Source organism: Streptomyces sp. NPDC041191 (genome assembly GCF_055591945.1).
The window spans coordinates 18,813-38,832 of the sequence record NZ_JBVIZC010000004.1 but is presented as its reverse complement, the minus strand read 5'-3'; the positions used below and the strand labels follow the sequence as shown (position 1 = coordinate 38,832).

At 72.6% G+C, this 20,020-nt stretch carries 19 protein-coding genes; 11 read left to right on the top strand and 8 right to left on the bottom strand.

Features of this window, described 5'->3' with window-relative positions; translation table 11 throughout:
- The first annotated feature begins 123 nt into the window (after positions 1-123).
- The 7 genes from fabG to ACZ6AQ_RS08975 all read left to right on the top strand — a co-directional run bounded on the left by fabG (position 124) and on the right by ACZ6AQ_RS08975 (position 7,436).
- Positions 124-909 (top strand): 3-oxoacyl-ACP reductase FabG, encoded by a 786-nt coding sequence (gene fabG, locus ACZ6AQ_RS09005; protein ID WP_388699343.1) that lies wholly within the window; start codon positions 124-126, stop codon positions 907-909.
- 307 nt (positions 910-1,216) lie between these two features.
- The gene (locus ACZ6AQ_RS09000; protein ID WP_468758625.1) at positions 1,217-1,525 is read left to right on the top strand and encodes an acyl-CoA carboxylase epsilon subunit; all 309 of its coding nucleotides are present in this window, start codon (positions 1,217-1,219) and stop codon (positions 1,523-1,525) included.
- 111 nt (positions 1,526-1,636) lie between these two features.
- The gene (gene metK, locus ACZ6AQ_RS08995; protein WP_468758623.1) at positions 1,637-2,860 is read left to right on the top strand and encodes a methionine adenosyltransferase; all 1,224 of its coding nucleotides are present in this window, start codon (positions 1,637-1,639) and stop codon (positions 2,858-2,860) included.
- Between the two features lie 115 nt (positions 2,861-2,975).
- On the top strand, positions 2,976-4,550 hold the full coding sequence (locus ACZ6AQ_RS08990) for an acyl-CoA carboxylase subunit beta (protein WP_388700306.1): 1,575 nt from the start codon (positions 2,976-2,978) through the stop codon (positions 4,548-4,550).
- 121 nt (positions 4,551-4,671) lie between these two features.
- Complete coding sequence (locus ACZ6AQ_RS08985; RefSeq protein WP_468758622.1) at positions 4,672-5,739, top strand: glucose-1-phosphate thymidylyltransferase; 1,068 nt, start codon at positions 4,672-4,674, stop codon at positions 5,737-5,739.
- Complete coding sequence (gene rfbB / locus ACZ6AQ_RS08980; protein WP_468758620.1) at positions 5,736-6,710, top strand: dTDP-glucose 4,6-dehydratase; 975 nt, start codon at positions 5,736-5,738, stop codon at positions 6,708-6,710. The genes ACZ6AQ_RS08985 and rfbB overlap by 4 nt, the downstream gene beginning before the upstream one ends.
- 174 nt (positions 6,711-6,884) lie before the next feature.
- A complete protein-coding gene (locus ACZ6AQ_RS08975) occupies positions 6,885-7,436 on the top strand; it encodes a DUF6042 family protein (RefSeq protein ID WP_468758618.1) in 552 nt (183 codons plus the stop codon).
- Positions 7,437-7,623: 187 nt separating this feature from the next.
- Here ACZ6AQ_RS08975 and ACZ6AQ_RS08970 read toward each other — a convergent pair whose 3' ends face one another.
- Entirely contained in the window at positions 7,624-8,064 is a 441-nt protein-coding gene (locus tag ACZ6AQ_RS08970; RefSeq protein WP_468758617.1) for a peptidoglycan-binding domain-containing protein, read from the bottom strand.
- A 928-nt stretch (positions 8,065-8,992) separates the two neighbouring features.
- Here ACZ6AQ_RS08970 and ACZ6AQ_RS08965 point away from each other — a divergent pair.
- The 3 genes from ACZ6AQ_RS08965 to ACZ6AQ_RS08955 all read left to right on the top strand — a co-directional run bounded on the left by ACZ6AQ_RS08965 (position 8,993) and on the right by ACZ6AQ_RS08955 (position 10,868).
- On the top strand, positions 8,993-9,580 hold the full coding sequence (locus tag ACZ6AQ_RS08965; RefSeq protein ID WP_468758615.1) for a carbonic anhydrase: 588 nt from the start codon (positions 8,993-8,995) through the stop codon (positions 9,578-9,580).
- Between the two features lie 176 nt (positions 9,581-9,756).
- Positions 9,757-10,227, top strand: coding sequence for a cyanase (gene cynS, locus ACZ6AQ_RS08960; RefSeq protein WP_388700292.1), 471 nt, complete (start codon positions 9,757-9,759; stop codon positions 10,225-10,227).
- A gap of 143 nt (positions 10,228-10,370) precedes the next feature.
- On the top strand, positions 10,371-10,868 hold the full coding sequence (locus tag ACZ6AQ_RS08955) for a nucleoside deaminase (protein WP_468758614.1): 498 nt from the start codon (positions 10,371-10,373) through the stop codon (positions 10,866-10,868).
- Positions 10,869-11,076: 208 nt separating this feature from the next.
- On the opposite strand, the gene ACZ6AQ_RS08950 is transcribed toward ACZ6AQ_RS08955, so the two are convergent.
- The 7 genes from ACZ6AQ_RS08950 to ACZ6AQ_RS08920 form a co-directional block, all read right to left on the bottom strand.
- Positions 11,077-11,592: a hypothetical protein gene (locus ACZ6AQ_RS08950; protein ID WP_468758612.1), complete on the bottom strand. Its 516-nt coding sequence runs from the start codon at positions 11,590-11,592 to the stop codon at positions 11,077-11,079.
- A 179-nt stretch (positions 11,593-11,771) separates the two neighbouring features.
- Positions 11,772-12,218 carry a hypothetical protein gene (locus ACZ6AQ_RS08945; protein ID WP_468758611.1) on the bottom strand — a complete coding sequence of 149 codons (447 nt, stop codon included), beginning with the start codon at positions 12,216-12,218 and terminating at the stop codon, positions 11,772-11,774.
- A gap of 23 nt (positions 12,219-12,241) precedes the next feature.
- Positions 12,242-12,874 carry an NUDIX hydrolase gene (locus tag ACZ6AQ_RS08940; protein ID WP_468758609.1) on the bottom strand — a complete coding sequence of 211 codons (633 nt, stop codon included), beginning with the start codon at positions 12,872-12,874 and terminating at the stop codon, positions 12,242-12,244.
- On the bottom strand, positions 12,871-13,617 hold the full coding sequence (locus ACZ6AQ_RS08935; RefSeq protein WP_468758608.1) for an NUDIX hydrolase: 747 nt from the start codon (positions 13,615-13,617) through the stop codon (positions 12,871-12,873). The genes ACZ6AQ_RS08940 and ACZ6AQ_RS08935 overlap by 4 nt, the downstream gene beginning before the upstream one ends.
- 45 nt (positions 13,618-13,662) lie before the next feature.
- Complete coding sequence (locus tag ACZ6AQ_RS08930) at positions 13,663-15,594, bottom strand: ATP-binding cassette domain-containing protein (RefSeq protein ID WP_468759242.1); 1,932 nt, start codon at positions 15,592-15,594, stop codon at positions 13,663-13,665.
- A 371-nt stretch (positions 15,595-15,965) separates the two neighbouring features.
- Positions 15,966-17,375 carry a hypothetical protein gene (locus tag ACZ6AQ_RS08925; protein WP_468758606.1) on the bottom strand — a complete coding sequence of 470 codons (1,410 nt, stop codon included), beginning with the start codon at positions 17,373-17,375 and terminating at the stop codon, positions 15,966-15,968.
- Positions 17,376-17,618: 243 nt separating this feature from the next.
- Positions 17,619-18,461, bottom strand: a complete 843-nt coding sequence (locus ACZ6AQ_RS08920) for an ATP-grasp domain-containing protein (RefSeq protein ID WP_468758605.1) — start codon at positions 18,459-18,461, stop codon at positions 17,619-17,621.
- A 901-nt stretch (positions 18,462-19,362) separates the two neighbouring features.
- Between ACZ6AQ_RS08920 and ACZ6AQ_RS08915 the strand changes: the two genes are divergently transcribed.
- Entirely contained in the window at positions 19,363-19,869 is a 507-nt protein-coding gene (locus ACZ6AQ_RS08915; RefSeq protein ID WP_468758604.1) for a fascin domain-containing protein, read from the top strand.
- Positions 19,870-20,020 lie beyond the last annotated feature (151 nt).

Below are 20,020 nucleotides of genomic sequence, written 5' to 3'. Positions count from 1 at the left end.
GCGCGTTTCCAGCGGAACTCCGGGAACGGGCCGCGAAGACCTTCCCTCAAGCGCCGCTCGGGCAACCGTCGAGTGGGCCGGGAAAAGGTCGGGGGCATCCATGACCCTGACGGAGGTAGACCCATGACCACACAGACCAGCACGGCGGCCCTCGTCACCGGCGGCACCAGCGGGATCGGACTGGCCGTGGTGCGCGACCTCGCCCGCCGCGGTCACCGGGTCTTCCTCTGCGCCCGGACCGAGCGGCAGGTCAAGGAGACGGTGGCGGAACTGCTCGCCGAGGGCCTGGAGGTGGCCGGCGCCGTCGCCGACGTCCGCGACCCCGAGTCGGTCGTGGCGCTCGTCGCGACCGCCGTGGAGACCTTCGGCCCGATCGGCGTCCTCGTCAACAACGCCGGACGCAGCGGCGGCGGCCCCACCGCCGACCTCACCGACGAGCTGTGGGACGACGTCATCGCCACCAACCTCACCAGCGTCTTCCGGCTCACCCGGGAGGTCCTCAGGAACGGCGGCATGCGGGAGTCCGGCCGCGGCCGGATCATCAACATCGCCTCCACCGCCGGCAAGCAGGGCGTCGTCCTCGGGGCCCCCTACTCCGCCTCCAAGCACGGTGTCGTCGGCTTCACCAAGGCCCTCGGCAACGAACTCGCCCCCACCGGCATCACCGTCAACGCCGTCTGCCCGGGATACGTCGAGACCCCCATGGCCCAGCGCGTGCGCTCCGGCTACGCGGCCGCCTACGACACCTCCGAGGAGCAGATCATGCGGAAGTTCACCGCGAAGATCCCGCTCGGCCGCTACTCCACCCCGGAGGAGGTCGCCGGCCTGGTCGGCTACCTGACCACCGACACGGCGGCCTCCCTCACCTCCCAGGCCCTCAACGTCTGCGGCGGCCTCGGCAACTTCTGATCCGGAGGGGCGGGCCTGGCGGCGCCCACCGGACGTGGCCCCCTCCTCCGGCGCGACCGCGACGGATTCCCGTGCGCGCCGGATGGATTCCGCCCGGCGCCCCCCGCACGGCTCTCGAATTCCACCGGAATTATTTCCGTCGTAATTCGTTCCGAAGGAAACGCTGCGGACGGCCGCCGGGCCGGTGGCGCGGAGCGGTATTCACCGGGCGTTCCGAAGGGACGGCCCGAGTCGGGATCGAGCGTCTCCGGAGAGCCGGGGAACGCGACGCCGGACGTTTCCGGAAGGTACTGCCGAAAGGGCCCGCATGAGTACCGTCGACGAATGGCCGCCGGCGAACGACGGCACCCGCCCGCCCGCTTCCGGGAGCGCGCCGGATCACCCGCCCCGGCCGGCCGGACCCGCCGGACCCCCGCCCTCGACGGCGCTGGCGATGGCCTCGATCCACATCTCCCGGGGAAACCCCACGCCCGAGGAGACCGCCGCCGTGGCCGCGCTGCTCATGGCCCGTCTGTGCCGGCTCCACGAGACCGGTCCGTCCGCCGGACCGCGGAGCGGCAGGCTTCCCCACCGGCCCGGACCGGCGTACCGCGCGCCGGGCACCTGGGCCTCCTGACGGCGGCCGTTCCGCCGCCGCGGCCCGCGCCGGGGAGGGCGGCCCCGGTCGAGCGGCCCCCGACCGATCCCCACGAGAGTCCGGAGCACGTCCCGCAACGTCTGGAGAGCCATGTCCCGTCGTCTGTTCACCTCGGAGTCCGTCACCGAGGGACATCCCGACAAGATCGCTGACCAGATCAGCGACACCATTCTCGACGCGTTGCTGCGTGAGGATCCGACCTCGCGCGTGGCGGTGGAGACGCTGATCACGACCGGTCTGGTGCATGTGGCCGGTGAGGTGACCACCAAGGCGTGGGCGGACATTCCCACCCTGGTGCGCAACAAGATCCTGGAGATCGGGTACGACTCCTCGAAGAAGGGCTTCGACGGCGCTTCGTGCGGTGTGTCGGTGTCGATCGGGTCGCAGTCGCCGGACATCGCCCAGGGTGTGGACACCGCGTACGAGAAGCGGGTCGAGGGTGCCTCCGGAAGGGAAGGGGGCGACGAGCTGGACCGGCAGGGGGCCGGGGACCAGGGTCTGATGTTCGGTTACGCGTCGGACGAGACGCCGGAGCTGATGCCGTTGCCGGTGCACATCGCGCACCGGCTCTCGCGGCGGCTGACCGAGGTCCGCAAGAACGGGACCATTCCCTATCTGCGTCCGGACGGCAAGACGCAGGTCACCATCGAGTACGACGGTGACAAGGCGGTGCGTCTGGACACGGTGGTGGTCTCCTCGCAGCACGCCAGCGACATTGATCTGGAGTCGCTGCTGGCCCCGGACATCCGTGAGTTCGTCGTCGAGCACGTGCTGGCGCGGCTGGTGGAGGACGGGATCAAGCTGGACACGGAGGGTTACCGGCTGCTGGTGAACCCGACGGGCCGGTTCGAGATCGGTGGTCCGATGGGTGACGCGGGCCTGACCGGCCGGAAGATCATCATCGACACCTACGGCGGGATGGCGCGTCATGGTGGCGGGGCGTTCTCGGGCAAGGATCCCTCGAAGGTGGACCGTTCGGCGGCCTACGCGATGCGGTGGGTGGCGAAGAACGTGGTGGCGGCGGGTCTGGCGGCGCGCTGCGAGGTGCAGGTGGCCTACGCGATCGGCAAGGCCGAGCCGGTGGGTCTGTTCGTGGAGACCTTCGGGACGCACACGGTGGAGCCGGAGCGGATCGAGCACGCGATCGGTGAGGTCTTCGACCTGCGTCCGGCCGCGATCATCCGTGATCTGGACCTGCTGCGCCCGATCTACGCGCAGACGGCCGCCTACGGTCACTTCGGCCGTGAGCTGCCCGACTTCACCTGGGAGCGCACCGACCGCGTCGACGCCCTCAAGAACGCCGCCGGACTCTGACCCCCGGGCCCCGCGAGGAGGCGTCCCGGAACCCCCGCCGGCCGTGGCGGAGCGCGACGACCCCGGCGCCGGACCCACCCGACAGCAGACCTCCCCACAGCCCCGGAGGAAACCAGTGACCATCAGTGACGTCTCCCCGGTCCGCGCCCAGGACCGCGCCGCGGAGCTGGCCGACATCAGGGCCCGGGCCGTCGCCGGACCCGGCCCGGAAGCCACCGAACGACAGCACGCCAAGGGCAAGCTGACGGCCCGGGAACGCCTGGAGGCGCTCCTCGACGAGGGCTCGTTCCACGAGATCGAGGCACTGCGCCGGCACCGCGCCACCGGATTCGGCCTGGAGGGCAAGAAGCCCTACACCGACGGGGTCGTCACCGGCTGGGGCACCGTCCACGGCCGGACCGTCTTCGTGTACGCGCACGACTTCCGGATCTTCGGCGGCGCCCTCGGCGAGGCCCACGCGCAGAAGATCCACAAGGTGATGGACCTCGCGGTGTCCGCCGGCGCCCCGCTGGTCTCCCTCAACGACGGCGCGGGCGCCCGCATCCAGGAGGGCGTCACCGCCCTCGCCGGCTACGGCGGCATCTTCCGGCGCAACACCCGCGCCTCGGGGGTCGTCCCGCAGATCTCCGTGATGCTGGGCCCGTGCGCGGGCGGCGCCGCGTACTCCCCGGCCCTGACCGACTTCGTGTTCATGGTGCGCGGGACCTCGCAGATGTTCATCACCGGCCCGGACGTGGTCCGCGCGGTCACCGGCGAGGAGATCACCCAGAACGGGCTCGGCGGCGCCGACGTCCACGCGGCGGTGTCCGGCGTGGCGGCCTTCGCCTACGACGACGAGGAGAGCTGCCTGGAGGACGTGCGCTTCCTGCTGTCGCTGCTGCCCTCCAACAACCGGGAGACCGCGCCCCGCGAGGAGACCGGCGACCCCGCCGACCGGCGCAACGACGTCCTCCTCGACCTCGTCCCCGCCCACCCGAACCAGGCGTACGACATCCGCGCGGTCATCGAGGAGATCGCCGACGACGGCGAGTACTTCGAGGTCCAGCCGGCCTGGGCGCAGAACGTGGTCTGCGCCCTGGCCCGCTTCGACGGCCACGTCACCGGGATCGTCGCCAACCAGCCGGCCGCGATGGCCGGAGTGCTCGACATCCACGCGAGCGAGAAGGCCGCCCGCTTCGTCCAGTTCTGCGACGCCTTCAACATCCCGCTGGTCACCCTCGTGGACGTACCCGGCTTCCTGCCCGGCGTCGACCAGGAGCACAACGGCATCATCCGGCACGGCGCCAAGCTGCTGTACGCGTACTGCAACGCCACCGTCCCCCGGGTCCAGCTGATCCTGCGCAAGGCGTACGGCGGCGCGTACATCGTCATGGACTCGCGCTCCATCGGCGCCGACGTCTCCCTGGCCTGGCCCACCAACGAGATCGCGGTGATGGGCGCCGAGGGCGCCGCCAACGTCATCTTCCGCCGGGAGATCGAGGCGGCCGAGGACCCGGACGCCGAGCGGGCGCAGAAGATCAAGGAGTACCGGACCGAGCTGATGCACCCCTACTACGCGGCCGAACGCGGCCTGGTGGACGACGTCGTCGACCCGGCCGAGACCCGCTCCGCGCTCATCGGCGCGCTCGCGATGCTGCGGACCAAATACGCGGACGCCCCGTCCCGCAAGCACGGCAACCCCCCGGTGTGACCCCACGGGGCGGGACGTCGCCGCGCGACCGCCGGACGGCGGCACGACGGCCCCGCCCCGCCCGGCCGGGTTCGACCTGCGTCCCAGCGGGGCTTGAGCGCCCCCGCCTAGGGTGGGACGCATGAAGGCTCTCGTCCTCTCCGGAGGCTCCGGTACCCGCCTGAGGCCCATCACCCACACGTCGCCCAAACAGCTGGTGCCCGTGGCGAACAAACCGGTTCTCTACTACGTGCTCGAGGACATCGTGGCCGCCGGCCTCACCGAGGTCGGGATCGTGGTGGGGGAGACCGCCGACGAGATCCAGGACGCGGTCGGCGACGGCTCGAAGTTCGGGCTGCGGGTGACCTACCTGCCCCAGCACATGCCCCTCGGCCTCGCGCACGCCGTCCTGATCGCCCGGGACTTCCTCGGCGACGACGATTTCGTGATGTACCTGGGCGACAACTTCGTCGTCGGCGGCATCGCGGGGCTCGTCGACGAGTTCCGCGCCGAACGGCCCGACGCCCGCATCCTGCTCACCCGGGTTCCCGACCCGAGCGCCTTCGGCGTCGCCGAACTCGACGCCGGGGGCCGGGTGGTGGGACTCGAGGAGAAACCCCTGCAGCCCAAGAGCGACCTCGCCCTCGTCGGCGTCTACCTCTTCACCCCGGCGGTCCACGAGGCCGTGCGCGCCATCAAGCCCTCCTGGCGCGGCGAGCTGGAGATCACCCACGCCATCCAGTGGCTGATCGACCACCGGCGCGACGTCCGCTCGACCACCATCCGCGGCTACTGGAAGGACACCGGGAACGTCACCGACATGCTGGAGGTGAACAGGACCGTCCTGGAGGGGATCGAGGCGCGCACCGAAGGCAGCGTCGACGGGGCCAGCGAGGTGATCGGCCGGGTCAGGATCGAGGCGGGCGCCCGGATCCGGGGCTCCCGCATCGTCGGCCCCGCCGTCATCGGCGCCGGCACGGTGATCAGCAACTCCTACGTCGGCCCCTACACCTCGATCGCCGACGGCTGCCGGATCGAGGACACCGAGATCGAGTACTCCATCGTGCTGCGCGACGCCCGCCTGAGCGGAGTGGGCCGGGTCAGGGCCTCCCTCGTCGGCCGCAACGCGACCGTCACCCAGGCCCCACGGATGCCCTCCAGCAACAGACTCGTGCTGGGCGACCACAGCGAGGTGCAGATCGCGTCATGACCACCACGTCCCTTCTCGTGACCGGCGGTGCGGGGTTCATCGGCTCCCACTACGTCCGCACCCTGCTCGGCCCGCACGGCGCCGACGACGTGACGGTCACCGTCCTCGACAAGCTCACCTACGCCGGACACCTCGGCAACCTGGCCGCCGTCGCGGACGACGACAGGTTCACCTTCGTGCGCGGCGACATCTGCGACGCCCCGCTGGTGGGCGAACTGGCCGCCGCCCACGACCAGATCGTGCACTTCGCCGCCGAGTCGCACGTCGACCGCTCCATCGCGGGCGCCGCCGACTTCCTCCACACCAACGTGACCGGAACCCACACCCTCCTCGACGCCGCGCTGCGGCACGGCGTCGGCACGTTCGTCCACGTCTCCACCGACGAGGTGTACGGCTCGATCGACACGGGTTCCTGGCCGGAGACGGCCCCCGTCAGCCCCAACTCCCCCTACGCGGCCACCAAGGCGTCCAGCGACCTCATCGCCCTCGCCCACCACCGCACGCACGGCCTGGACGTCCGGGTCACCCGCTGCTCCAACAACTACGGCCCCCACCAGTACCCCGAAAAGGTCATCCCGCTGTTCATCACCGCCCTCCTGGCCGGGGAGACGGTTCCGCTGTACGGCGACGGCGGCAACGTCCGCGACTGGCTGCACGTCGACGACCACGTGCGCGGCATCGAACTGGTACGCCGGGGCGGCCGCGGGGGCGAGGTGTACAACATCGGCGGGGGCACCGAACTCACCAACAAGGAGCTGACCGGTCTGCTCCTGGAGGCGTGCGGAGCGGGCTGGGACAGCGTGCGCCACGTCCCCGACCGCAAGGGCCACGACCGGCGCTACTCCGTGGACCACACGAAGATCACCGAAGAGCTCGGCTACCGCCCGGTCAGGGACTTCCCCGCCGGTCTGGAGGAAACCGTCGACTGGTACCGCCGCAACCGGGGCCTGTGGCAGGACCCGGCGGCCTGACCCCCCCCGGCGGCAACGCCGCCCCGCCGCACGCCGGCACGAGCCGGATTCCGGGCTCCGCGCGGTACGGAGCGACCGCTTCACGCGGTGGGGAACGGCAGGGCGAACGGCGCCGTTCCTGAGCCGGCCGACGCTCCCGGCGTTCGTCCGTCTTTTCCAGGAAGAGTTCACCGGATGACCGGGAACCCGTCCGTGCCCGGACCGCGCCGGGACATGGCGATGCACCACGGCCGGTGGGCCGCGGACTGGGAGCACGTCCTGCCCCTCCAGGGCATGCCGCTGACGAGGCTGATCTCCACCGCCGGCCGGTACGGCTTCACCGGCACCCCGGACGGCCCCCGGTGGTCGATGCCCGAGGTCCTGCCGCTGCCCGAAGAGCTGCTGCCCCTGGACGCCGAACTCGCCGGGCGGATCGGTTCGGTCCGCCGGTCGATGCGCGCCGATCCGCTCGTCGGCGGGCTCGTCACGCACCTGACCGACGACCTGGGCGGACCGCGGGAGGTCCTCACGTCCCTCGACCGCCTGGCCGCCGCCACCGGCCAGGAAGCCGACGAGGTCCGTCTCGCCCTCACGGAGCTCGTGGAGTCCGGCGACGCCCTGGTGGGGCGCGGGCAGGAGCGGGCGGACCCCGAAAGGCTGGAGGCGCACCGGCGCTTCCGCCCGGTCATGGACCGGGACCACTACCACGAGGCCCGGACGGAGCCCGACGTCGAGGCCGGCGTGTGACGGACGGCGGCCGCCGGACACGGCCCGGGGAGGAAGCCGGTGCCGGCCGCGCCCGGAGAGCCGGGCGCTCGCCCGGCGCGCCGCCGGATGTCCCCGCTCCCCGCGCGTGCGGGGAGCGGGGAGGACGGGGCGTCACGCTCCGGGAGACCGGTGCACGACGGCGGCCCGGAAGCGTGGAACCGTACCGCTACTTGCGCAGTTGGCGCCAGGTGGACGGCCCGACGATGCCGTCCGCCCCGATGCCCCGGGCGCGCTGGAACGACGTGACCGCGGTCTTGGTCGCGGGGCCGAACTGCCCGTCGACCGTCACGCCGTAGCCGTGGTAGCCGAGGAGGCACTGGATTTCCCGGACCCGGTCGCCGGTGGCTCCCTGGCTGATCACGACGTTCCACGCCCAGCTGTAGCCCGCGGTGAGTCCCTCGTAGTCCACGCCCACCCGCCAGGAGACGGAGCACGCCGCCTGCGTGGAGAGCGTCGTGGCGTTCCGCTCCACCCCCGTCGCGGCGGTCGCCGTACCGGGGCCGGCCAGGACGGCTCCGAGAGCGAGGGCGGAGCAGACAACCGCCCCGGTGAACGCGCCACGAAGACGCGGCGAGGAGGAATTGCCCCGCTGCAGCCCATTGAGCATGTCTTCTCCTTGATCGGCCAGGCATGTCGTCGTCGGTCAGCCCGAGGTGGCCCGACGCGGCGACACACTGGCACGGCGGGAGGACGCCGACCAACGGCTTCGGCCTCTTCCGGACAGGCCGAAGGTGTCCGGCCGAAGTCTTGCCCGCCCGCACATCGTGATTTTCCCGTGGTGCGCTCCGCCGGGGCCCGTCGGGGGACGGCGCGTGCCCGCTTCCCGCTCCGGCCGCGGTACGAGCCAGGTGGCTCCCCGTGTCCGAGGGGCGTGCGGGACGCGTGGAACGCATGCGCCCCGTGCGCCTTCCGGGCCCGGTCATCGCACCGCTCTCCGCCCGGAAGCGGGAGAAGTCCGGTCACCGGGCCGAAAAGCCTTGATCGTTCCCGCGTGGACGGCCGTCAACTTGGCCGACCCCGCGCCATGGGCGAGTGGGAGTTCTTCGAGGGACGGGGACGAGCGGCAGGCGGTGAGCACCGTGCCACGGTGCTGTGGAAGCCGGGGAACTCCCGGACGGACGCTTCCGGCGCCCCCGGGCGGCGCCACCGTCACCGTCGCGGCGGCGATCCGGCCCGGCGGCCATCCCGTAGCGCCCGGCGTCCGGGGGGTGGGAGCGGGCGTACGCGAACCACGCCCCGTCGCAGTGGAGGCGCGGCGTACTCGGGGCGAAGGCCCGGGCGCGACGGCACGGGGAGGCAGGGGGGCGGCGAGACCGTAGCCGTTGCGGGTGGGCACCCGGGAGCGGTACCGGTTCCCTCCTCCGCTCCACGGACCCGCCGGCGCGGGTGACGCGGTTCGAGGACAGGCGCGGAAGCATCTATAGACCACATCAATAGCTCCTATCCCCAGGGGCTCTTGGACACTATAGGTGGAGGTCATGCATGGTGGATCTCACCAGCCCACCAGGGCCGGCCATCATCCGGAGGGAGTGACCATGCAGGACCTCACCGAGGGCGTCGCCCGTTTCCAGCGGGATGTCTTCCCGGCCAAGGCGGAACTCTTCGCCCACCTCGCCGGGCATCACACGCCGCACACGCTCTTCATCGGCTGTTCCGACGCCCGTGTCGTGCCCGAGCTGATCACCGGCACCGAGCCGGGCGAGCTGTTCGTCATCCGCACGGCGGGCAACCTGGTGCCCGCCCACGCCCCCGGGGCCGACGGCGTCGCGGCGAGCATCGAATACGCCGTCGCCGCGCTGGGCGTGAAGGACGTCGTGGTGTGCGGTCACTCCGCGTGCGGCGCGATGACCGCCCTCGCCGAGGGGCACGACCTCAGCGGCGCCCCGGCGGTCGCCACCTGGCTGCGGCTCGCGGACGCCTCGGTGGCCCGCACCGCCGCCGACGGAGACGTCCCCGCCCTCGTACGGCAGAACGTGCTCGCCCAGCTGACGAACCTGGCCACCCACCCCTCGGTCGCCAAGGCCCTGGCGGAGGAGAGGATCGCCCTGCACGGCTGGGTCTTCGACATCCCCACCGGCCGGGTCGAGGACCTCACCGCCGCGGGCCGCACGCTCGCGGCCTGACCCGCCGGGTCCGGGACCCCGCCCGCGTCGGCCACCGGGTCCGGGCCTTTGCCCGCCGACGGCCCCGCCCGCCCCACCGGCGGCCCGCCCCCTCCGCCCCACCGATCCGCCCCACCGACCCGCCGTTCCCGCCCTTCCGCGCGGACCGGCACCCCCACACAGAAGGAACCTCCCTCATGACGCACGCCCAGTTCACCCCGGCCGCCCGCGAAGCCCTCGCCGCCCGGGCCGTCGAGGCCAAGATCCGCAAGGACCTCTCCTGGCAGCAGATCGCCGACGCCTCCGGCCTGTCCGTGGCGTTCACCACCGCCGCCGTCCTCGGCCAGCACGCGCTGCCGGCGGAGTCGGCCGAGGCCGTGGCCGAGCTCCTCGGCCTGGACGACGACGCGGTGATGCTGCTCCGGACCATCCCCACCCGCGGCTCGATCCCCGGCGGCATCCCCACCGACCCGACGATCTACCGCTTCTACGAGATGCTCCAGGTCTACGGCACCACCCTCAAGGCCCTGGTCCACGAGGAGTTCGGCGACGGCATCATCTCCGCGATCAACTTCAGGCTCGACGTGAAGAAGGTCGCCGACCCCGAGGGCGGCGAGCGCGCCGTCATCACCCTGGACGGCAAGTACCTGCCGACCAAGCCCTTCTGACCGCCGCCGTCACGGCGTCACCGACGGGTGGCGGCGGGGCGGGCCGGACGACAGGCGTTCCGGCCCGCCCCGCCTCCTCCCCGAACCCCGCGGAACCGCCTGTCGGCGGCTCCGCATCCCCTCGCACCTTCGGAGGACCCTCCATGGACTTCGTCCAGCGCACCATCGACATCGCCCACCGGAACGTCGCCGAGGGCGGCCGCCCGTTCGCGACCGTCATCGCCAAGGACGGCGAGATCCTCGCCGAGAGCCCCAACAAGGTGGCCCAGACCGGCGACCCCACCGCCCACGCGGAGATCCTCGCCATCCGCGAGGCGTGCACCAGGCTGGGCACCGAGCACCTGACCGGCACCACCGTCTACGTCCTCGCCCACCCCTGCCCGATGTGTCTGGGCTCCCTGTACTACTGCTCCCCGGACGAGGTCGTCTTCCTCACCACCCGCGACGCCTACGAGCCCCACTACGTCGACGACCGCAAGTACTTCGAGCTGAACACCTTCTACGACGAGTTCGCCAAGCCCTGGCAGGAGCGCCGTCTGCCGATGCGCCACGAGGCGCGCGAAGAGGCCGTCGAGGTGTACCGCTTCTGGCAGGAGCGCAACGGCGGCGAGCGCCGCGTCGCCGGTGCCCCCGTCGCCTGAGGAGCACCACCGACCCGGTCCGGTGGACGGCCCCGGGCCACCCGGTCGGCACGCGCCGCGCCGGCGGACCGGACGCGGCCGACCGCGACGCCGCCGAGGGTGCCGCCGGTACTGCCCCGGGGGAGGTGCGGCCGGAACGCCGGGGAGCCGGCGGCCTGATCCCCGCACCGGGAACGCCGCCTCCGTCCGCCGGCGCCCCGCCGCCCTGTCAGGGAGCGGTGACGGAGAGGTGGTACGTGGTGTCGAGCCAGAAACCGTCGCCCGTGTCCGCCTTGATCTCCAGAACGTACTGACCGGGCGCCAGGGGAGCCAGGGCCGACCACAGGCCCCAGGCGACCCTGGGCACGAGCCCGGCGCGGAACCGCGGCGAGGTGTACTCGTGCAGTGTCAGCGGGGTCCCGTTCAGGAACGCCGTGGCCTCGGCGACGTTCATCATCGCCGGACGGGAGGAGAGGAGGGCGGGGCGCTGGGTGTTGAAGACGGGGAAGAAGACCGGGCGGCCGACCGGGACGGAGCAGCGCCGCACCACCCGCCCGCCGTAGGTTCCCGCCAGGAACCAGACGTCGTCGGGCTGCTGCCAGTCGGCGAACTCACCCGTCTCGTCCAGCACCGGACTGCACGCGTCGGGCGCGGAGAACGCCCACTGCCACCACCGCGCCGCGAGCCTGCCCCCCTCCTCGGCGTCCAGCTCCCAAGCGCCCTTCTGTCCCGTTGCGCCACCCATCCCGCCCGCCCCTTGCCCATGAACGACTTTTCGAACGTGTGAACTGTATCGGCGTCGTGAGCGGTCCCGTCGACGCGGGTCGGGTTCCACGGACCGGCGCGCGGCGGTGACGAGACCCTCTCCGGGGCCCGGCGGGCGCTGCTCCCGGGGGGAAGCACCGGACCCGAACGCCGGCCGGACTACAGACCGCGGCAGATCCCGCGAGCCCGGTCCAGTTCCTGCCTCACCGCCGCGTCGAATTCGAACACCCGGGAGTGACGTTCCTGCGAACGGCGAACGGCCTGCGCCAGCTCCTTGTACCGGGCGTCGCCCGCCGCCGCCGAAGCGGAGAGCGCACCGGCTGCCGCGTAGCGGTTGAGGGCGATCTCACCGGCGGGGCCCTTGTCCGTGTACTTCTCCGTGTCGAACCCGGCGAGTGCCTCGCAGGCGGCACGCGCGTCCGCCGCGGGGGTCCCGCCGGCGGCGGAGCCGGAGCCGGAACCCAACGCCCATGCGGCGCCCGTCCCCGCGGCGCCCAGCACGAGCCCGGCGACGAGGGAGAGCACCACGGTCCTCGTACGCGTGCCGGGCTGCGCGGGGGACGTCGGGGCGGGAACGAGGGGCACGGAAGGCTGCTGTGGCTGCATCCGCCCAAAGTAACGTGACCCGCTCACGGCCCGGACAGGGGGGACCGGTGCGCGGCCCCGGCGGCTCCCGGCGGCTCCCCGGCCGCCCGCTCGGCGAACTCCCGCACCCCCGGCCCGCGTCCGGGCCGCCCGGAGCCCGGGGCGGGCACGAGACGGAGCCGGCCGGCGGCGGGGTCGTGCCCGACCGGGTCGCCCGGCTCCTGGAAGTGCAGCGCCACGGGAACGCCGGCCCGGTACGCGTCCAGCCCCGCACGGCAGTAGCCGACCATCGGCTCCGGCAGGGCGCCGAACGAGAACCAGCCCATGCCGTCGCACACCGCGGGTTCCCTGACCTCCGGGGTCCCGGTCCAGCGGCGGACCTCGAAGAAGAACCCGACGCGTGCGCTTCCGCCCGGCGCACGGTGGTGCACGGTCACCGCGGCGCACACGTCGTCCGGAGCCACGACCAGCCCCGTCTCCTCGTGCGTCTCGCGCACGAGCGCGGTGACGACGTCCTCGGCGGGGCCGTCGACGTGACCGGAGGGGAAGTGCCAGTGCCCCGCCGCGTAGACGGCGCCGGCCCGGCGCGACAGCAGCACCTCCGGCCCCTCCTCCCCGTCGCGGACGGCGATCAGGTGCACGTCCACCGGCACCGTGTGCCGCTCACCGCCGCTCAACGTCCCCAGCCCAGCTCGCTGTAGGAGCGACCGGCGCGGATCCCCTCGATCGCGACACGGGTGTAGGGGACGATCGGCTCCGGCAGATCCTTCGCGTCCCACCACTCCCAGGCGAGGCACCGGTCGGGTTCGCGCACCTCGGGGACCCCCTCCCAGCGCCGGGGCCGGAAGAAGAGCTGGATCCTCGGCCGGGCGCCGGGCCGGTCCACCACGTGCAGGGTGTGGACGAGTTCGAGATCGGCCGGATCGATGACCAGACCGGCCTCCTCGAACGCCTCGCGGACAAGGCCGGCGGTCGCCGCCTCCGCCTCCAGGTGACCGGCGAGCACATGCCACAGGTTCCCCGCGTACGCGGAGTCCGGATGCCGCAGCCCCAGCAGGACCTCGCCCCCGCGCTCCAGGTAGAGGTGGACGCCGACCACGTGCGGCACGGTCCCGGCCGGGGCCCCGGCGGGCTCCGGACGAGTGGTGTCCTGCGGGGTCTCCGGTTCGGTGCGGCCGCCGGAGGTGCATAGGAGGCCGCCGGTGGCCCGGTGCGGGATGTGCGGGATCCGCCCCCGGCGGTCGGTGACAACGGCACCGCGGGTGACGTGTTCGGGCGGAGCCGTGCGCGCGGACACGTCGACGGGCCGCTCCGGCACGGTGAGCAGCCCGGCCGGGGCACCACGCCCGTCGGGGTGGAGCGCGGGGCAGGTCTCGACGGTCTTGCGGATCGCGGAAGAAGTGGGTGGCACGAGCGTCATCTCGCCTTCGACGTGGGGGCGGTGCTGCGGAAGCGGGCCGACGGGTCAGTCCGCCGTCTCGTGGTCGGACGGCCGGGCGCCGCGGGGACCGGGAACCGCGCCGGCGGCGGGCGCGTGCCCGTACTGGGCGGCCTGGGCGGTGAACATGCCCCGGTACAGGCCGTCCTCGCGGGCCATCAGGTCCTCGTGGGTGCCGTCCTCGACGACGCGTCCCCGGTCGAGGACGTAGATGTGGTCCGCCTTCATGGTCGCGGCCAGCCGGTGGGTGACGAGCACGACCGCGTGCCCCTCTTCGGCCAGGGACCACAACCCCTGGAAGGCGGCGATCTCCGCGTGGGGGTCGAGCGCGCTGGTCGGCTCGTCCACCAGCAGGAACGGTGCCTGCCGGTACCGGGTGCGGGCGGACCCCAGCTTCTGCCACTGGCCGCCGGAGAGCTGGACGCCCCGCTCGAACCCCTTGAACACGATCGAGTCCCAGCCGTGCGGCAGCCCCTCGACCAGACCGAGCACGTCCGCCTCGCCGGCGGCCCTGCGGACGCGGTCCATGTCCCGCGGGCGGTCGCCGACACCGATGGCCACGTTCGCGGCGGCCGTCATCTCCCAGCGCGGGAAGTCCTGGGTCAACAGCCCCACGGCGCCGAAGACCTGGGCGCGGTCCGCCTCGCGCACCCCGACCCGTTCGCCCGACTCGCCCATCCACCACACGTTCCCCCCGGACGGCAGGAGCAGCCCGGCCAGCACCTTCGTGAGCGTGGTCTTCCCCGACCCGTTCGCCCCCACCAGGGCCGTCACCTTCCCCCGGCTGACCCGTACGCTCACGTCCTCCAGGGCGGGGGAGTCCGCCCCCGGATAGGTGAACGACACCTTCTCCGTCCGTACTTCCCGCACCGGCGCGGGCAGCGGGGCACCGGTGAGCGGGATGGCGTTCTCTCCCGCCACCTGGATGGCGTCCTCCGTGTCGGTGAGGTACAGCAGCTCCTCGTACAGCCGGTTGACCTGCTGCACCAGCGAGGTGAGCCGTCCCGTCGAGGTGCGGATGGCGATCACGGCGGTGCCTCCGACGGCGAGCGGCAGACCGCCGGTGGCCAGGAGCCACCACAGCACGCCGTAGCAGGCCAGCGACGCCACACCGGCGAACGCGCCCGCGACCAGGTCCGTGGACGCCTGCGCCCGCGCCAGGCGCCGCTGCTCCGCCTCCGCCTGCCTCGACATCTCCTCGTAGCTGGACAACAGCTTCGTACCGGCGGCGTGCACCCGGATCTCCCCGGCGGCGTGCGGACGGGTCAGGTGGGCCAGCAGGGAGGCGATCGCCCTGCGGTGGTCGACCCAGTTCATCCGCGAGAGGTAGTCGCGGCGCGCGGAACGGACCGCGCCCCATCCCTTCGGCAGGGCGACCGCCAGCAGCATCGGCAACAGAGCCCAGTGCAGTGCCGCCAGCACGACCGCGGCCGCCACCATGCCGATCACCACGTTGCCCACGCCGACCGAAAGGCGGAGCATGCTGCGGGCGGAGTCGGTGCCGAACTTCCCCGCCTCCAGGACCCGCTGGACTTCCGGCCGCTCGGTCGCCTCCACCTCCACCCCGGTGACGGCCGTGTAGTACCGCGCGGAGACCGCCCGCTCCACCTGCGGTTCGAGGCGGCCGGACATGGCCGTCGACCACGCCGACAGCACCGAGGTCGCCACCGCCGCGACCGCGAGCACCGCCAGCGACGGCAGAGCCTCGCGGAGCTTGTCCGGGGTCGGACCGTCGGCGAACAACCGCGTCAGGACGCCGTTGACCGCCACCAGTCCCCAGCCGGCCGTCACGCCCTGCCCGAGCTGCGCCGCCACGACTCCGGTCAGCGCCCGCCGGTCCGTCTCCCAGCCGGTGCGCAGCACCATGCCCGCCATGGCGGGAAGCGCGGCCGCCATGCGCCCGAACTTCAGCCGGGTCAGCGGGCCCTCGTGCCGGACGTAGGACTGGTCGTAGCGCAGCCGGCCCCCGTACAGCTCCCGTTCCGCGTCCGAGATGTTGTCGGCGACCGCGGTCTTCGGCGGATGGTGGGGCGTGCCACCACCCGGTTCGTCTGACGTCAAGGTGTTCCCCCTCGTGGACGCGATGCGCGATTCGGCGTGTTCAACGACGCCGTCACGATGTCGAACACCTGTCTTTCGGACGGGTTGCGCACCTTGGGGTTGAGCGGTTCGGTGAAGGTGTGCAGTGCACCGACCCTTGTCGCGCAAGAGCACGCACCCGGAGGCGGGTTGGCCGAAACGCCGATGACCGGGCCGTGCGGCTCCACGTGACCGGCAGGATCACGCGGCCGCTGTCCCGCCCCGTCCGCCCGGGGCGGCGGGCAGGGGCGTCACGTGCGCACGCGTGCGTCCCGGCTCGTCCGGCGGTCCCAGCCGGGGAGCCGCAGGGTGCGGCGCCGGGCGGGCCCCGTGAGCACGGCGGTGAACACGGCGGCCACCACCGTCAGCGCGAGCGGGAGGTAGCCGGTGAGGTGGCCGGCCGTCCCGGTCACGACCGGGACGGCGGAAGCCCCGGCCACCGCGTACGCCCCGACGACCGCGAGCCGGACGCCGGGCGAGGTGCGGCAGACCCCCTTCCAGAGGCGGACGCCCCTTCCGGCGGTCGTGGCTTCCTCGACGTCACCGGTCGGGCGCCGGATGCCGGAGGCGGGGACGGAGCAGGTGAAGGCCCGGCCGTCCGGGGCGACGAAGACCGCGGGGACGGTGTGCCTGTAGTCGGCCATGGTCCATCGGCGGGCCCAGAGCAGCCAACCCGTTCCCTCGCCGAACTCCGTGGCCAGGGCCAGGACCTCCGCGCGGTCGACGTGGAGTTCGAGCGGGCCGAGACCGGGAACGGCGGCGTCGAGCCGGACCGTGTCGACCACCTCGGTGCTGCCGGTACGCCTGCCGGGGACGGTGCGGGCGTCGTGGACCGCGGTCAGCCGTTCCACGTACTCGGCGTTCACCCGCCCGGCCGCCGCGTCCTCGGTCAGGAGCCTGCGCGGACCGTACTCCGTGATCCTCCGGTCGTTCGTCAGGACGGTGGCGGCCCAGCCCGCCCCGAGCAAGAGGAAGACGAACGGCATGAGCGTTCCGTCGCCCAGGGGCACGTACCAGGAGGACAGGTACGAGGAGAGGTCGGAACCGTCGTCCACCCAGCCGCCCAGCTCCGGGCGGCCGGGAACGTGCAGGACCCGGACCTCCATGCCTTCGTACGGCCACCGGTCGACGATCCCGCGGTCCACCGCGAGCACGGTCCCGTCGGCCGGCTCGACCCGCAGATCGGCGAAGTAGTGACTTCCCCGCTTGCCCTTTCCCACGCCGGTGGATTTCGTGCCCACAACCTCGACGACGGCAGCCGTCGACACCCGTGGCCCCGCCTCCTGGAGCGCGGAGAGTTTTTCCCCCTGGGCACCGTCCGGCCGCAGCCCCACGAGAAACGCCGACCCGACGGCCGCGGCGGCCAGTACGAGCGCGAGAGCAGGTCCCAGCGGTACGGGGAAGGGCCGGGGGAGCACCGACGGAACCGGCGGGAGTTCGTCGTCCGGATCCGGGGGAGGCGGGCCCGGCTCCGGCGGAGGCGCCCTGAACGTGGCCGCCACCCACCCCAGGCCGCACACCAGGGCCAGCGCCATCGCCACCGGCACGTCCGCGCGGGGCAGGGGAGTCGTGAACCGAACGACGGGAAGCAGGACCACCGCTGCCGCGCATATCAGCGCCGCCGTTCCCCAGCCGCGCGTCCACACAGTAGATCTTCGCATCCTCACATCCAACCGTGACGCCGGTCCCCAGGGCCAGGACCGCCACCACGACGGCCCCGATCCCGACCTCGGCCCGATCCCGACCTCGGCCCGATCCCGACCTCGGCCCGAGGCCGGGCCGGACCCGCACCGGACTCGTCGGTGGACCGAGGAGGCCGCCGCGCGCACGCCGCCACCGGCCGGGACCTGAGGGGCGCCCCGCACCCCTGCCGGCGCCGGACGAGGAGACCGGAGGCGTACCGGTCAGGCGCGGGGCGCGGTGCCCAGGAACCGGTGGAGGGAGGCCGTCATGCCGGCGACGAAGGCGTCGCGGATCGCGTCGTCCACACGGTCCAGGGACAGGTAGGGGTTGAGGTCCTCCAGTTCGACCAGGAGGAGGTCGCCCTCCCGGGTCCGGCAGGCGTCCACGCGCTGGATGCCGTGATCGAGGGTGTTCCAGTCGATGAAGGCGCGGGCGAATCCGAGATCGGCCTCCGTGGGCCGGTAGGGCTCGAGGACCCAGCGACGGTCGGGGTCGGGGGCGTGGAGGGCGTACTGGAAGACGTCGTCGATGTAGTAGAACGACACCTCGTAGCGGAAATCGATGCGGGGCTGGACCAGGATGTCACCGTAGGCGAGGCCGTCCAGCCGCCCCCGGGGGACGAAGTCGAGGCCGATGGAGTCCGCCCCCGCCTTCGGCTTGACCGCGTACTGGTCGGCCTCGGGCAGCGCGCCGAGGTGCTGGGGCCGGTCGATGGTGGGGATGACCGGGTATCCGGCCGCCGTCAGGTCCAGCAGGTATTGTTTTCCGGCCATGTCGGCCCGGCCGGACAGCGGGTTGTAGACCCGGGTGCCGCGGGCCGCGGCCCTGTTCCGGAAGGCGTCGTACTCCTCTTGGTAGTGCAGCACGGGGCCGCTGTTGCGGACCACGACCCCGTCGAAGGCGTCCATGAGGGCGGCGGCGTCCAGCGGGTGGCACAACGCGATGTCGAAGTCGTCCCGCAGCCGCGACGACAGGAAGATGTCCTCGTCGCAGTAGCGGCGCCCCCGGGCCCGGTAGGCGAGATCGGTCACGAACAACACGCTGGGGCGGCCGGGCACGGGCATCTCCTGGGTCGGTGGCCACCAACCTATCCAAGCCGCCGGGCGCTGCCCCGCGCCGGGTCGCGGGGCCGCCGCCGTACCGCTGGAGGCGTCGACCGGGTTCATGGAAGCGGCCGGGATCCGGACCGTCCGGTCCAGGACCGTCCCCGGGAACACCCCGGCGCCGCCGTCGGCCGGACCGGTCACGCTGCCGGCGGGCCCCGGCCGACGGCGCCGTGAGCCCGCCGGCAGGACGGGGTGGTCGGGCCGTGGCGGCACGTTCGGTCGAGGCGGTGACCCGGGGTCCGGGAGGAAGCGTCCGGCAGGGGTGGTGCGAGTCGCGCGGGAGGGTCTGCGAGGGCCGGCGCGGTTCCGGTCCGCCGCACGGCCCCGCCGCCGGCGGGGCCGTGCGGCGAAGGAAGCCGTCGGTGCGGGCAGCACCCGGCCCGGAAGCCGCCGATCCCATCGGTTTTCCTGTTTTCGGCGTTCCGGATCAGGCCACGGGCGCCGAAAAGGGACTCCCTTTTTTCAACAGTTGTTTCCGCACGCCTCTTCCTCAACAGTTGTTTCCGCGAAGCTCCCTTTCTGCGCTCTTCGCGCCGACGCGGCCTCCCGGGATCTTCCCTCCCTGTGGCGTGAAAGCTCACCGGGGCGTGGGGATGGACACGCCGGGTCCGCATGAATAAAGTGAGCCCGGAGCCCGGGTGGGCAGGAAATGAGGGGTGGGGAAAGGGGGGGAGTCTGCAATGCCATACCCCTCCGATCCGATATCCCTCCTTTCTTCTGAGAACCATTCGAGGAATAATTCGAAAAGGAATCCGTACCGCTCTTCCTCCCTTTTCCTGCCGTGACGGAGCCGCTCGCGGCACCGTCACGGCACCGGGCTCCGACCGGCTGACGCACCCACATCGAAGGAGAAACGATCATGCCGTTGTCGGCGACCGACCTCGCGAAGCTCGGGGACGCGCCCATCACGATCCGGTCGACGTTCTTCCCGAACGTCTACCTGCGCATGGACGGGACCGGAGTGACCGCCTTCGCCGGCCCCGGCGCCGGAACGGTCGACTGCCAGTACGGCACCGGCCCCTGGACGAGCTACAAGGTCCGGCCCCAGGCGGACGGGTCGTACGCCTTCGAGTCGGCGGCCTTCCCGAACGTGTTCCTGCGCATGGACGGCGCCGAAGTCCCCGCCACCATGGCCGGCGGGGGCAAGGTCAACTGTCAGTACGGCGCCCACCCCTACGAGAAGTACACATTGCGGCCCCAGGCGGACGGCTCGTTCTCCTTCGAGTCCGCGACCTTTCCCGGCATATACCTGCGCATGGTGACCGGCAGTGGCGTGACCGCCGCGACCGGACCCGGCGGAACGGTGAACTGTCAGGTCAACGCCAACGGCGGCGACCACGAGAAGTTCTACCTCGACAGGGCCTGACGAAAGATCCCCCCGGGGAAATCCCGGATTCCGCTCCACGCATGTTTCCCCGCCGAAGAACGATGCGTGCTTCGGGTCGGGTACGTGTGGAAACGTGAAAGCGCCTTCTCCGCGGGAAATCGGAGAAGGCGCTTTTTTCGCACCATCGGCC